A 13,554-nucleotide genomic window follows, 5' to 3' on the forward strand; every position below is an offset into this window, starting at 1 on the left:
TGGGACTAGAATGTAGGTTTTTAGTTTAATTAAGCTTGGGACTAGAATGTAGGAGCAAGGTGTTGACAAAGATAATATATTTTGCTATAGTAGTTTATCACTTTCCTTAATAACTAAATTAAATAATAATTATTTTCAACAATCATCAGGAGTAGTAGTCGTGGTTAAAATTAATGTTGATCCTATTTTGAAAGCAATGATAGAAAAGGCCCGTGAATTAGGTTTAAAAAGAGGTTCAGTTGTTATATTGTCGGTCTGTACAGAACATATTTATAATGAAGAGTCTTTCGGTGAAAATTTTTTCCGAGAACCAGATCCTATAAACCGTGGTCCAGAGGATAAAGGAGTTAATTACCGAGCCTTTGCTTTTGGTAAAATATTTCAGAGTTTTCGAACCGGTAAACCCAGTTGTACCGAATATGCTATGAAGGGAGAATCCCCAGCACGAGGTTGTGTAATTAGTGATGATTATACAGCATACTTTGCTTGTTCCGGTGGTACTGAAGAGCAAGATGTAGTTATTGCCAATGTTGGTAAAGAACTTTACGAACATTGTCAAACGCAAAAGAAATAATTCTGTGTTTTGCCCGCTGGAAATAAATCTGAGCGGGCTTTTAATTACTTAATAAATACTGTGCGATAATTACTCACAATTCTGCAAGATGAGGGAGTTATTATTAAACACTTCAATAAATTAATTAGTCTAGTTAGGTAGACGGCAATAAGTGTTTATTATTGTTTGCTTTTTTAGAGATTTTGTGAAATAGTATAAATATTATCCATAAAGTAGATTAATATGATTAATGATAATTCATTTTTAGATCAACAAAAAACGGAGAACAAAGTGGAAATAAAAAGAACAAAAGAAGAAGCTCAGCAAGAATTGATGGAAAAATTCGGGCTGAAACAAACTTGGGACTTTCAATTAGCCTTACAACAAGGAAAAATTGAATTGGCTGGACAGTGGTTAAAGCACATTGTTGAAAATAAAGAAAATTTCCCGCAATATGAAGCCACTTGGGATTCTTGGCTTAGCGATCGTCAAAGAGACCTGGAATTGTATCAACAATTGAAGAACGATGGTACTTTGGCAAAGATGGAGCATCGTCCTTTACGTGTTACATTTGAGGAACTACAGGATAAATTTGGTTTTGTTGACACTAAAGGTTTCCGAAATGCCCTGGAACTAGGTAAGATTTCTCAAGCTGAAGAGTGGTTGAATTACGTGATCGAGAATAAAATACACTTTCCCCACTATTTACCCAATTGGGATCGTTGGCTCGGCGACCGCCAACAAGAATTAAAGGATGCTAAAAAATAATCCAAACAAATTGCAAAAAGCCCCACTTAATTAGTAGGGCTTTTAGTATATGTTTGACAAACTAGATAATAGTCGTAAGATAATGACTTATCTCGGTACCTTTAAAATACATTTGATCACAAATTCCTTAAAGGAGGAAATATTATGTACAGGTTAATAATGCTCGTAATCTTGTTTGCATCGGCTTCATTTTCTACACCAGAGGTGAAGTTGGATCCTCATTCAATTTTCCCGGGGCAGACTCTCACACTTACATTTGCGGATGGTTATTCTTATCAGTGCCTTGTAAAAGAACAAGATAATGAAGAAATAATAGCCAAGATGATTTTGGCTATAGAATTTCTACATGGTAAAATTGTAAAAATTACACCATTGAAAGAGCCACCACCACCACCAGTAAACGAGATAGTGATTTTGTTTATACTTATAATTTTTACATTACTTGTATTATCAAACATGTAACTATCTCCTCAATTAACCCTGAAGCGCTGCCTAAATTTATAGGATCGTTGGCTCGGCGACCGCCAACAAGAACTGGCGAGTGCTAAAAAATAATCTCAACAAATTGCAAAAAGCCCCACTTAATTAGTAGGGCTTTTAATATATGCTTGACAAAATAGCCCCTTTGCGATATATTAGCCCATTAACATTAACGAACTTTAAACAAACAAGGAGATAAAGTGAAGAGAAATAATAAATGTCAAAATCTAAAATGCGATCAAGGCAATATTGATTTTAAGCATCCCGTTCCTATTGAACAAGGAATTCGTGGTTATCGAAATAATTATCCCTGTGATAAATGTGGCTGCCTGCACGTTGAAAATGGCGAGTTATCCTTATTCGGTATTGTTACACCAACAAAATTGGGTTTCTTAAAAAAAAGGCAGGGTCGTCTACAAACTCGAAAGAAAATCCAAAAAGAGCAAGTGAAATTTTAAAAGGAGTTATATAAGTAACTTCTTTTTTTATGTACAATCTAGTGATTTTGTAATTTGTTTCTATTCGTGTAACATTGCATTTTTTAGAATCTTTTATCTCTATCTAACCAGTTCATTCTCTGGCACCATCGAACCCCCATTATTACCATCTTCTCGATACTTATTGTTTTTAAACTAGGATGATGCTTAACATCATTATTTTAAATAAGTAGCTTATAATTTAATTAATATTTAATAAAGAGACAATAGAAATAGTTTTATTTTAAAATATTAATTTAAACATTCTCCAAAAAGTGGAGTTAGAAGATGTATTAATATCAGTTTTTTCTTAGAACCAATTCATCGTCTTGACATAGTAGCCATTCGGTGATAACGTGTCTCTAATATTAGATACGGTGTAAATTAATAAATTCAAATTAATAAAAGAGGTGAGCGATGAAACCAATATTGCTTCTAACGGAGAAACAGGTTCCTGTTGGTATAAAAGTAGTAGTATATCTCGAAGGAGAGGAAGAACCAAAGATGGGTGATGATGGTAAGCTGATGATATTCAGAGTGCTCTGGGGTGGGATACCAGTAGAAAAGAGATTTTATCCAGAGGAGTTGATAAGAATGATACCAGTCCGCCACGAATCAGTAGACGGGAAAAAGGAAAATACCGTTAATTGTATGCAACTGATGAGTGTGGCCAACTTTAAGCCGCAAATACGGTTCGCTCCCACGCAAACTTTTACTCTTACCGATGTACCAGCCAATACTACTTTCCTGGTTTTCGTTGATGGTGACATTTTGCAATATCCTGGTGGTCAAAGTTCAGTTAAGATTAGAACTGACGAACAACGACATATGCTTTCGGATGACCGTGGGTATGAATATAAATATTTTGGAAAAGAATACCCTATTCCTCCTAACGCTATACTTGTTCCAACCTGTAATGTTGGTGAACATATTGCTAAGTAAAAAATTGTTCGCTAGTAATTGATACCTGACCATAAATAGGTCCTAAAAAGTAAATCCACGATTTTAAAAGTTGTGGATTTTTTTTAATTAACTCAAAATTATTTATCGTGAAAAAAATACAGCACCGAAGGCATAGTTTGTTACTTTTCCCAATAATAAGTATAATATTGACATGCTCACCAGAAAAAAATATTTATTACTGACCTTTTTATTGGTATTTACCATGGGGTCGTTTTTTTATTCACCAAGTTCAGCTTTAGCGGAAAAATACAAGCAAACAGTGACGATTGATAACCGCCAGGTAAATATTAACATTCCGGATAATGTCACTGACGACAGCTCACTTCTGATTTACTTTCAGGGTAAGGTAACGGGTGGTGCCAATGGTAATAGTAGTTTTGTTGATAGTGTCAGTGTGGCAACGGCGGAAGTTAATGAATTAAGATCGGCTGGTTATTCAATTGTTTTAATGGTACCGAGCGGAGAATATGGAACAGAAAATGGTTGTTGGTCGCAATTAACAACTAGCTGGTTAACCAAAGCCGTGAATCGTGTTAAACAGGAAGCTGGCAAAAATTTAAGTAAAATTATTTTAGTCGGACATGATTGTGGCTACAATGCTATTAACAAGAATAGTTCTTTTCCTGGCGTTTACAAAATTGTGTTACTGGATGGTATGTATTCATCTTTTATCAATAGCGCACAGAATAAAAATATTATTTTTGCCGCTATTAGCACCAATCATGATGGCGTGCGAGCAAATACCGAGGCGTTTTACAGCTCCTTTTTTACTGTTACGCCAATCAGTTGGAATAATATGCAGTATGTCACCGCCGATAAAAGAGTGGCGCTGTATACCAAACCCAGCGTCAGTGAACACATGAGTATCCGTGGTGGTTTAAGTGATCTTTATAAGATCAAAACCGATAGTGTAAAAACAGATACCAAAAAAAAGGAACCAACTAAGGATGAATTGGAGAGCACTACCAGTAAAACTAATCCATTATTAAGTGTGCAAATTCCTGGATTGGGTGTTTTTTCACCAATCAAATGTGAAGTGACTGGTGGTAAGGAAGGATATTGTAACATTCCTTGGCTGGGCGAGTATATCAGCGCTCTCTATAACTATGGTGTCAAGGTGGTGGCAGTACTTGCTGTAGTGATGATCATGGTTGGTGGTTGGCGTTGGATTTTTGCCGGTGGCAATGCTGCCCGTATTGGCGCCGCCAAAAAAGTTATTGCCAGCGCGATCATTGGTTTAATTTTGATGTTGACCTCCTATATGTTGTTGACTGTAATCAACCCTAGTTTACTATCTATGGACTCCATTAGCTTAACTAAAAAGTTTTATACTAAGGAAGAGATTGAGGCGGTTTTGAAAGATACATACGCTTTGAGTACAGTCGACTTGGAAGAAGCCACTAATCCACCCCCAGACGGAACAAATGTTAAATCTTTAGGCTCAGGAGTTTCGGTACAGGTGAGTAGTATTGGTAAGGATGGCGTTCCTTTATTAAGGCAGTGTAAAGATCCAAAAAATCATGACATTGACTATACCGGCAAGGGTTGCCAAACTAAATCCAATATTTGTTCCTCGGGTTGCGGTGTAACTTCCCTCACAATGGTTTTATTGTATTATCAAAAACCAGTAACTTTACAGCAAATGGCGCAAAAAATGATTAATAATGGAGGGCGAGGCTGTGATGGCGGAACGTCACAACTTTCAATAGGTCAAGTAGCAAAAGAATATGGCTTAAGAGTTCAAGAGTGTAATAATTATGACAATTGCGCTGAATTAGCCAAAACCAATCCCGTAGTTATTAGCGTACATAATAATCCGTTGTGTAAAAATGACAATACTTGTTACAAATCGCGTAAATGCCCTTTCACCGGTAATGGACATTTTATAGTCATTACCAAGAACCATGATGGAATACTTAATATTAATGATCCTGCTGGTAAGGGTGGTACAAGTATTTCTCTGAGTGATTTAAAAAAATCGTGCACTTTTGGTAGTGGCGGAAAAGCAATAGGGAGATAGAGTGCTGATATTTATTGTTTTAGTAGTTTACTTACTGCCGCACTGATAGTAGCGTCATTGAAGTGTTCGGTTAGCTGAGCCAGCCAGTTTTTATCGGTGATTTTAATGTTAGGATCAACGCCGCGGCCTTCAATCGGCTGATTGTCATCACGCAGAGTAATGCTATGGACGAGAAACATTTTATAGGTTTCTTTAGGATCAATTTGATTAGTGAGTTCAAAAACAGCTTCAATGGTTCCCCAACCGCGAGTATTAGTACCGACAACAACACCGATATTATACTTTTTCAAAACAGCCGTCATCATTTCCGCCGAGGATTGGCTTTTGTCATCTTGCAAGATTACTACTTTTTTGTAACGTACCAATGATGGTAGCCAACCGGTTTTGGTTTTGTAGGGTTCATATTTTCCTTGATGATAAAATTCATAGGCATATTGATTTTCACCAATGAACGGTCCAAGTAAATATGGTAATAAGTCAATGGAACCACCAACATTACCCCGGAGATCGAGAATTAGCGTATTTAAAGATTTAAATTGGTCAAAATGAGTGGTAACCTGCTGCAACTCAGTGTAGGTTGAAGGAGAGATTTTTTTGAACCATAGATGCAAAATATTATTACTAATCTTCTCGGCTATTACCGTTGATTCTATGCCGTATTGGTTGTAATTATCCCGTGACGATTCCAGCGATAGGGTTTCTTTAGCCCGAGTTACTTTAGCTAGTTGTTCCTGGGCTTTGTTCTTTTCTTCTTCATTGGTAGCATTTTTTATTAAGTTATTAACAGCGACTTCTTTCATTTGCGCTGCTTTGGTTATTTCTTCAGTATTAGCACCTTTCTTGACACCAATTTCATCATAAAGATTGGTTCCTGGATCAATGTTTTTTACATTGTTCCAAAGCTCTGTTTCCTTTTGTACGGTAAATAGTCCACTACGGCCAGCCGGTTGCAAATTGTACAGTACGATGGTGGCTAGATTAACAGCATATTCTTTTTTGTCTTTCTCTTCGGGAATTTCCCCAAGTGCTGTGGTTAGTAATGAACGCAAAGCTTTTTCATCTTGACCAATAGTAACAGTAACTGGGTGTTTTAGTTTTTCTGTACCTAGTTGATAAAGTTTAAACAAATCTTCATCTTTGATAACTTCCCAATAGTTGGTTTTTATTTTTTGGAATATCTCTACCAAGAATTCTGTATAGATATCTTTGTTGTCGGTAATAGTCGTTTTTGGCTTTTGTTCTTGAGTAAATTGAAAATAGCGCCAAGAGGCAAAACTAATACAAAGAATGGCGATTATTAAAATAATAAAAAGAGACAAGATTTTTTTATCTGTCCACAGTTTTGACCAGTGAATTTTTTTGAGCCAGGAGAATGATATTTTGAATTTCATATTTAGAATTATAGCAGTTTATGGAAAAATAATAAATGACAAGAACTTAATGATTTGCTATATTATCATTATCGTTTAATATTTTTTGCCAGCAATGAATAAGCAAATAAAACATTTTTCTTGGAAAAATATAGTTGATCGTCAGCAAATAGCTCATTTATTACAACAAGGGAAAATAGGCGTCATGCCAACTGATACTATCTATGGTCTGTTGGGTAGCGCTGAGCAACCGCGAGCGGTCAGTAAAATATATCGAGTGCGCCGGCGTCCCCATAACAAACCAATGATTATTTTAATCAACAGTTGGCAACAGATCAAAGATTTGGGAGTTACTATCACGCCGGCGCAAAAGAGACTAATGGTGCAGCACTGGCCAGGAGCTATTAGTTTCATCGTACCATGTCCGGTGCCGAGTCGTAAGTATTTGCACCGTGGCCAGAAAACTATTTCATTACGTTGGCCAGCCAATTTGTTACTACAAAGAATTTTACGCATTACGGGCCCGCTAGTGGCCCCCAGCGCCAATTTAGCCGGTTTATTACCAGCACTGGATATCAAGCAAGCTGAGAGATATTTTGGTCGGCAGATAGACTTCTATTGTTCACGCGGTGTTATTCAACACAAAATATCAACAGTTGTTGATTTAACAGTTAAGCCTTATAAAATAATTAGACCAGGAGTCGTAAAAAAGCTATGAAAGAAAGAATAATCGCTGCTGATATTTTTAAAGCCGGTGCCATAATTTTGATGGTATTGGACCATTTAGTATTGATCACTTTTCAAAGCAACAGCATTTGGTTGGCCATTTTTTTTGCCTATATACCCTTTGTGCAATTTGCTTTTTTGTTTATCTCCGGTTATTTATTGGCCTATAATTTTAAATTTCAGCAACCGGTTAAATATATCAAGAGGGTGTTATTATTAATTGTTTTATTTATTATCACTACTTATGCTAGTAACGAAACACTCTCTAGTTCCGGTGTTATCTTATTAGCTTTTGCTATCATGACGGCAATTAGCTGGATTTTTTTAGAAAAAAAATGGCAGTTGGGTGCTATTATTTTGTGTTTATTACTATTCTTTAGTAATTTTCTCTTGCAATGGCCGTTTTTTGCTCAGCAAAAAATTATTACTGATTGGTTATTGAATTACAGTTATCCGATCAATTCCTTTGGTGTTTATTTTCTCTTAGGTATTATTTATTATTGGTACCAAGCCAGCTGGAGTCATTACTCTAATATATTCATTATCAAAGTATTTACCTGGTTTATTTTATTATTTTATCCAGTAATTTTTTATCAAGGTATTGCGATTAATCAATATGATAAGTATCTACACTTACCGTTACTTATTATCGCAACTGCCATAGCTGGTTTATATTTATTTCGTTTAGCGGGACAGATTCAGTTAAATGATTGGTGGCAAAGTCTACTAGCTCGTATTAGTCAGGTGATGTTGGCTTTATACGTCGGTCATTATATTTTTATTTTTGGCCTATTACCAAAACTAAATTTGCCAGCTTTTTTCAGTTGGTTACTGACCTTGCTGTGGATAGCTGGTATTGTTATTTTCTGGCCGCGAATCAGAAGCTATTTTTTGCGACCAGCTAAAAATAAATCTTCTTGCGTGTGATGAGGAAGATGAGAGATACTATTCAGATAGTTGATTTTGACATATCCGCTTTTATCAATCGTTAGTTTCGTGATTGATGATTGATAAATTTCCATGGATAAAAAACCGATAATATCACTGTTAATAATGCTAGTGATAATGGTACGAATAATATTACCATGGCAGAAGATGGCAATTTTCTTATTTTTATTATGCTCAAATATATCAGCCAGTACTCGTCGCGTCTTATCTTGGTACTGATCTAAACGGCGATCCATTTTTTTGTAACTAGGAAATTTTTTTTCTCTCGTTTTCTCGGTCATGTGAAAATATTTTACTTTATGCCAATCATGCCAATCTATTTCATTTAAGCGCGGATCAACGATAATTCTTTTTTTTAAATAACGAGCTAGGGGTTGAGCCGTTTCTAGTGCTCGTTGATATTCGCTGGCATAGAGGCAATCAATATGAGAAGTTTTTAGTTTTTTTAGAAGGTACTTAAGTTGCTGGCGACCCTCAGCCGAGAGAGGCATTTCTGGATTACCGGCAGTAGGTAGGAAGTGACGATCGGGTTCACAGTGTCTGATCAGATAGATTTGTGTATATGGTTTATACCAGTCTGGTTCAATCTTCTCATAAGGGGTGGGGGGAGTAATTTTGCGGTTTTTTTTGAGCATAGATAAAAGTTTAGTATTAACATGAGATCTGTAACTAATTATAACACTTATCTAATTTTTTTTCTTTTTGTTATAATGTAGTCATGAATAAAGCCCGCACCAGTAAAAAATTTAGTTTATCCTATTTAGGATATTGCTTAGCTAAGTTAATAGTTAATATTATCAGTCGTTTATTACTGTTTTTGCCTGGTATCAGACGCGTAACATTCATTCGCCAAGGCGGACTTGGTGATTGTTTAATGGCCGCCGCAGTGATTAAGGAATGGCAACAACAACATTTGCAAACACGAATTAAAATAGTTACTAATCACCCGGAGGTTTTTAATCAGCTTGTTCCACTACGAGTGACGGCTAAGTGGTCGTGGTGTGATTGGCCGATGATTCATCTTTTATATGAACACTATGACTGGCACCTGTTTCGTACGGGTAAAAATTTTAGCATTAAACATATCATGGCCAAACAAGTAGGATTGAAAGACTCGGTATTATTATCCAATTTAGCTATTACTGTTACGGATAGTCAATTTGAACAACAGTATATCACGGAAAAAAATTATCTGATTATTCAACCAACAGCCGGGCAGTGGCTGGCAGAGCGTCAGTGGTCATCGGCCCGGTGGAGTGATTTAATCCAGTATTTAGCTAAAGACGGTTGGCTGATTTATCAGGTTGGCAGGAGTAGCGATCCGTTGCTGCCGGGCGTTGTTGATTTGCGAGATATCAGTTGGCCACAACTAAATCAATTATTCGCCCATACTAAATATTTTATCGGTATTAATTCTTTTGCTGAACAGTTAGCTGGAGTTTATCAAATACCGTCACTTGTCATTTATGGGCCCACTAACCCTATTTATTCTTTGAATCAGCAACAAAAAGCAATTTTTGGTAATAATCAATGCGTTGGCTACCACCAGTTGTCACAACTTGATTATCAATTTACTAGCACTGATCTAGTGCGACCAGAATTTGTTTATAGTTGTTTTATTAAATTAACTACCTATACATAAAATATGCAATCACCAGCGGAGAAAAAATTATTACAATTACTTGCGGAGGCAACTAAGAAAATATTGTTAACCGAGCAGCGGCCAGAAATAATAAATTTGGGTGCGGGCCAAAGTTTATTGATAGAAAACTATTTAGATGCTGAGAAAATAGAATTCGTCATGGATCGGCTAGATATTTCCGTGGTACCAGTCAATCATTTTCGGGTACGTAATTATTATCAATGCTCAGTGGAGGAAATGAAAGAGGTGAATACAGAAAGTTATGATTTAGTTTTGGCTAATTTTATTCTTGAACATGTAGCTAGAATTGAAATGGCGGCCCAAGAAATTAGCAGAATATTGAAAACTGGAGGATCGTTTATTGTTTCCGTGCCCAATGCCACAGCGCCGGAATTTTTATTAGCTAAAATGATTCCCTCCAATTTTCATAGCATGATCACCGGCCGTAAATCCTTTCCAACATATTATAGCTATCAGAACATTGATCAGCTGATTAACATTTTTACTGAGCAGGGACTAGTATTGGTAAAAAAATATTATTATTCATCTTTGCAATCGTATCTTGATCGGTGGCCGGTCGGGAAACAACTAGCACGAGTTTATGACTTTATTATTGACGCTCTATCCTATCAAAAATGGCAAGGACAGGTGTGCTTAGAGTTACAAAAGAGATAATATTGACTTTTATTTAGTAATATAGTATAATACTATATTAAATTTTAGAACCTTAACTTTTTATCAATAAATAAACAAAAAACCGCGGAGGTTAAAATGAAGAAAGTACTTGATCTAGTTGTTGAGTTTGTTAAGTGGTTACCTTTAATTTTTGCCGGCATTGGATTTATTCTTTTGCTTTTGGGTCAGCTACCACGCTTGTTTTATCAAGCAATCAAACGCTGTAAAAATAGTGATATTGAAGACGGTGGCGTGTTTGACTTTCGGCTCAATCAATGGCCGGAATTAATCATGTTAATTGTCAGTGGATTTATTTGCGCTATTATTTCCTTCATTTTTTGTGCAATAGTAGCAGCAAAGAAATTAGTTCAAAAATTGATCAACCAAGTGTTTGTTACTCGGTATGGTAGAGAGCAAACTGCTCAAGTTCTGAAGTGTAAACATTGCTTTGATCAACAGCCATACGGTGTTTATTGTAATGAACCCAATAGTTATTGTGAGTTAGTTCACCGAACTCAACCAATGGTTGGCTGTCAAACTAGCTACAGCACTGAGTTGGAGCGAGTTGCGAGAAAAACCTCGTTGGTTTATTACCTCTAGCGGTGTGAATATTTAAAAAAAAGCTTAGCTTAAATGCCGAGCTTTTTTATTATTAATTATACTGCATTAAGGCCCTAGTTTACTAGAAAGTGCAATATGTGTGTGCACATTACCGCAAAGACTTGACAGTAATTAGATTACGTGATATACATAGGACATTAGTTTTTTGACAAGTTAATTCATATTTCTTTCATTTCTTTCATAAATAAGGAGATCAGCAATGAAAAGATTGCTTTCTTTCGTTATCATTGTTTTGACGATGATGTTTTCTTTTGCGCAGACCAGTTCATCGGTCGGTGTAAATCTTAACGTTAATTCACCAGTGTTTCTTGATCCTACGATAATTCGCACGCAAGGACTATCCAATTTCACCTTAATCATTATTGATATTGAATCACAAGCTAATAATGTTACTGTGAACGGCCTTGAGCTATCTATTGCTACCGAATGGCCATGCAACGGCAAACCGACGCTAAGAAATATTAGCATATATGATGGTAGCACGCTTGTTGCCTCGATCGATTCGTTAATAGATGATGATTATTTGTTTGCAATTAACTTACCGCTTGCTTATGGTCAGACAAAAACATTGACCATTAAAGCAGACATTTCTGGTTATGGCACTATTCAACCGCGGATTGGTAAGACAATAACTAATCAAGAAGTAATTAATGGCGGACCAGAAGGATCTTGTTTAAATTTAGTTAACCCAGAATTAACTGAAGTAACAATGGGTAAATCACCAGAATTATTAGTTGATACGATGTTCGTTTTCCCTGGTCAATGGTGGTATGTTTCGCATCATGTTTATACTAAGTTTAGTAATTTCTTACCACGCGTGATCCAAGCAATTGAGTGCAATTTCGGTGCCTCTGTTGATTTGATTGAACAGGACCACTTTGATTGGTGCATCCCTTATGCTGCAGAATTTCCTAGCGGCTACATTTATAGTGACACCGTCAGTAATAATACTAATTTTAAGTGGTATTCAAATAGCGATGGTATCACTGGTTATGCATCATATTGGTGGTGGGGTAATAATAATATGCGTACAGGCAATATTATCTATTTTTGGCTAACAGATAACGTTGCCTTGTATTCGCCATTATTTTTACAAGGTCCACGCTGGCAGAATTTAAGTTCCTCGGTAATAGTTAAAGGCATTAATGGTATCAGGGGTGATGTTAGTGGTGATGGTATAGTTAATTACGATGATATGGAATTAATGGCTCGCGGTAGGCAAAGTTATTTGGATCTATACAATAATCAGCAGATTGATTTTGGTCGTGGTTTAATTCTTTTTGATCAGTCCGGTTATTTAATTGACGCTTGGTTATTAAATCGTTGGCTAGTTAATCATAACGATCCACTGGTTGCTAATTTAGGTATTGGCGTTTTGATGTCAGAGAGGATTATTCAACCGCAAGTTCCATTTACTTCTAGCATGGCTGGAGACATACTAACCATTAACACCACTGGTCGTGCAGTTATGGTTTCCACTATCCTGCCCAATGGTCAGACATGGACTAAAGACACCTGGGTTAATAATAATGGTACGATTTCTATTACAGTACCGGATCCAAGCTTAAGTTATAGAATTCAGTCGGTACGGTTAGATGGAATTACTGATATCAATGAAGATCAAGACAAACCAACAACCTTTGATTTGTATCAAAACTATCCTAATCCCTTCAACCCGGTAACCAACATTAGTTTTTCTTTACCCAACAGTACCCAAGTTCAGTTAAGGATCTATGATATTCTTGGTAAAGAAATCACTACCTTAATCAATGAAGAAAAAATAGCAGGTAGCTACCAAGTTACCTTTGATGGTGGTAGATTAGCTAGCGGTACTTATTTTTACAAATTATCCGCCGGTTCTTATACAGCCATTAAAAAAATGGTTTTAATGAAATAATTTCATTATTCACTTCCTCATTCCGCTCTAGCTACAATAGCTTGGGCGGTTTTTTTTAACTCCCGGCGTTGCCGTGTTGTGTGTATAGTACAATTTAACTATATATGATAAGATAAAAGAAATTATTAGTATTTTAATGCAGGAGAATAAATTTACTATTAATAAACAGTACGATTTGCATAAAGAAGATGACGTTAGGGCTATTTTAGAGCAAGGTAACGCTGAGGAAATTGAACGTTTACGTCGGCACTCTAGTTTATCACGGGAACAAATTGAGAGATTAAGATATTATGCTTTATTGCGACAAGGCGTTCATCAGCAGATGCAACAAAAACTAGAATTGAGAATAAAAAATAATCCGCAAGCTAGCCAACAAGAAATAGAAATGGGATGTTATTTAGAAAATATTGAACCG

At 36.1% G+C, this 13,554-nt stretch carries 15 protein-coding genes; 13 read left to right on the plus strand and 2 right to left on the minus strand.

The genetic code is table 11. The features are described from left to right. Positions 1-160: 160 nt before the first annotated feature. From COX77_04440 to COX77_04465, 6 genes are all read left to right on the plus strand, one after another. Positions 161-574: a hypothetical protein gene (locus tag COX77_04440; GenBank protein ID PIZ98447.1), complete on the plus strand. Its 414-nt coding sequence runs from the start codon at positions 161-163 to the stop codon at positions 572-574. A gap of 222 nt (positions 575-796) precedes the next feature. Next, a complete protein-coding gene (locus COX77_04445; protein ID PIZ98448.1) occupies positions 797-1,321 on the plus strand; it encodes a hypothetical protein in 525 nt (174 codons plus the stop codon). Between the two features lie 159 nt (positions 1,322-1,480). Next, the gene (locus COX77_04450; GenBank protein PIZ98449.1) at positions 1,481-1,783 is read left to right on the plus strand and encodes a hypothetical protein; all 303 of its coding nucleotides are present in this window, start codon (positions 1,481-1,483) and stop codon (positions 1,781-1,783) included. A 218-nt stretch (positions 1,784-2,001) separates the two neighbouring features. Next, on the plus strand, positions 2,002-2,259 hold the full coding sequence (locus tag COX77_04455) for a hypothetical protein (protein PIZ98450.1): 258 nt from the start codon (positions 2,002-2,004) through the stop codon (positions 2,257-2,259). Positions 2,260-2,694: 435 nt separating this feature from the next. Beyond that, the gene (locus tag COX77_04460; protein ID PIZ98451.1) at positions 2,695-3,219 is read left to right on the plus strand and encodes a hypothetical protein; all 525 of its coding nucleotides are present in this window, start codon (positions 2,695-2,697) and stop codon (positions 3,217-3,219) included. Positions 3,220-3,391: 172 nt separating this feature from the next. Next, positions 3,392-5,260, plus strand: coding sequence for a hypothetical protein (locus COX77_04465; GenBank protein ID PIZ98452.1), 1,869 nt, complete (start codon positions 3,392-3,394; stop codon positions 5,258-5,260). Between the two features lie 11 nt (positions 5,261-5,271). Here COX77_04465 and COX77_04470 read toward each other — a convergent pair whose 3' ends face one another. Further along, positions 5,272-6,651 carry a hypothetical protein gene (locus COX77_04470; GenBank protein ID PIZ98453.1) on the minus strand — a complete coding sequence of 460 codons (1,380 nt, stop codon included), beginning with the start codon at positions 6,649-6,651 and terminating at the stop codon, positions 5,272-5,274. 94 nt (positions 6,652-6,745) lie between these two features. Here COX77_04470 and COX77_04475 point away from each other — a divergent pair, with 94 nt between their 5' ends. Both COX77_04475 and COX77_04480 read left to right on the plus strand, forming a co-directional pair. Then, positions 6,746-7,348, plus strand: a complete 603-nt coding sequence (locus COX77_04475; protein ID PIZ98454.1) for a threonylcarbamoyl-AMP synthase — start codon at positions 6,746-6,748, stop codon at positions 7,346-7,348. Continuing rightward, a complete protein-coding gene (locus COX77_04480) occupies positions 7,345-8,283 on the plus strand; it encodes a hypothetical protein (protein PIZ98455.1) in 939 nt (312 codons plus the stop codon). The genes COX77_04475 and COX77_04480 overlap by 4 nt, the downstream gene beginning before the upstream one ends. Here COX77_04480 and COX77_04485 read toward each other — a convergent pair. Then, positions 8,241-8,939 carry a hypothetical protein gene (locus tag COX77_04485; GenBank protein ID PIZ98456.1) on the minus strand — a complete coding sequence of 233 codons (699 nt, stop codon included), beginning with the start codon at positions 8,937-8,939 and terminating at the stop codon, positions 8,241-8,243. The genes COX77_04480 and COX77_04485 overlap by 43 nt on opposite strands. Positions 8,940-9,022: 83 nt before the next feature. Between COX77_04485 and COX77_04490 the strand changes: the two genes are divergently transcribed. The 5 genes from COX77_04490 to COX77_04510 form a co-directional block, all read left to right on the plus strand. Then, on the plus strand, positions 9,023-9,946 hold the full coding sequence (locus COX77_04490) for a hypothetical protein (GenBank protein PIZ98457.1): 924 nt from the start codon (positions 9,023-9,025) through the stop codon (positions 9,944-9,946). A 3-nt stretch (positions 9,947-9,949) separates the two neighbouring features. Beyond that, positions 9,950-10,621, plus strand: a complete 672-nt coding sequence (locus tag COX77_04495; GenBank protein ID PIZ98458.1) for a hypothetical protein — start codon at positions 9,950-9,952, stop codon at positions 10,619-10,621. 96 nt (positions 10,622-10,717) lie between these two features. Further along, positions 10,718-11,221: a hypothetical protein gene (locus COX77_04500; protein ID PIZ98459.1), complete on the plus strand. Its 504-nt coding sequence runs from the start codon at positions 10,718-10,720 to the stop codon at positions 11,219-11,221. Between the two features lie 220 nt (positions 11,222-11,441). Continuing rightward, complete coding sequence (locus COX77_04505) at positions 11,442-13,139, plus strand: hypothetical protein (protein ID PIZ98460.1); 1,698 nt, start codon at positions 11,442-11,444, stop codon at positions 13,137-13,139. A gap of 136 nt (positions 13,140-13,275) precedes the next feature. Then, the coding region (locus tag COX77_04510) for a hypothetical protein (GenBank protein PIZ98461.1) at positions 13,276-13,554 on the plus strand (279 nt) is incomplete at its 3' end.

It is taken from the genome of Candidatus Komeilibacteria bacterium CG_4_10_14_0_2_um_filter_37_10 (assembly GCA_002793075.1).
In the GTDB taxonomy this organism is placed as follows: Bacteria; Patescibacteriota; Patescibacteriia; order UBA1558; family UBA1558; genus UM-FILTER-37-10.

Bases quoted from the DNA above. Each gene is read 5' to 3' on its own strand.
- COX77_04445 (PIZ98448.1), top strand. From the start codon at position 797: ATGATTAATGATAATTCATTTTTAGATCAACAAAAAACGGAGAACAAA.
- COX77_04450 (PIZ98449.1), top strand. From the start codon at position 1,481: ATGCTCGTAATCTTGTTTGCATCGGCTTCATTTTCTACACCAGAGGTG.
- COX77_04460 (PIZ98451.1), top strand. From the start codon at position 2,695: ATGAAACCAATATTGCTTCTAACGGAGAAACAGGTTCCTGTTGGTATA.
- COX77_04465 (PIZ98452.1), top strand. From the start codon at position 3,392: ATGCTCACCAGAAAAAAATATTTATTACTGACCTTTTTATTGGTATTT.
- COX77_04470 (PIZ98453.1), bottom strand. From the start codon at position 6,651: ATGAAATTCAAAATATCATTCTCCTGGCTCAAAAAAATTCACTGGTCA.
- COX77_04475 (PIZ98454.1), top strand. From the start codon at position 6,746: ATGAATAAGCAAATAAAACATTTTTCTTGGAAAAATATAGTTGATCGT.
- COX77_04480 (PIZ98455.1), top strand. From the start codon at position 7,345: ATGAAAGAAAGAATAATCGCTGCTGATATTTTTAAAGCCGGTGCCATA.
- COX77_04485 (PIZ98456.1), bottom strand. From the start codon at position 8,939: ATGCTCAAAAAAAACCGCAAAATTACTCCCCCCACCCCTTATGAGAAG.
- COX77_04490 (PIZ98457.1), top strand. From the start codon at position 9,023: ATGAATAAAGCCCGCACCAGTAAAAAATTTAGTTTATCCTATTTAGGA.
- COX77_04495 (PIZ98458.1), top strand. From the start codon at position 9,950: ATGCAATCACCAGCGGAGAAAAAATTATTACAATTACTTGCGGAGGCA.
- COX77_04500 (PIZ98459.1), top strand. From the start codon at position 10,718: ATGAAGAAAGTACTTGATCTAGTTGTTGAGTTTGTTAAGTGGTTACCT.
- COX77_04505 (PIZ98460.1), top strand. From the start codon at position 11,442: ATGAAAAGATTGCTTTCTTTCGTTATCATTGTTTTGACGATGATGTTT.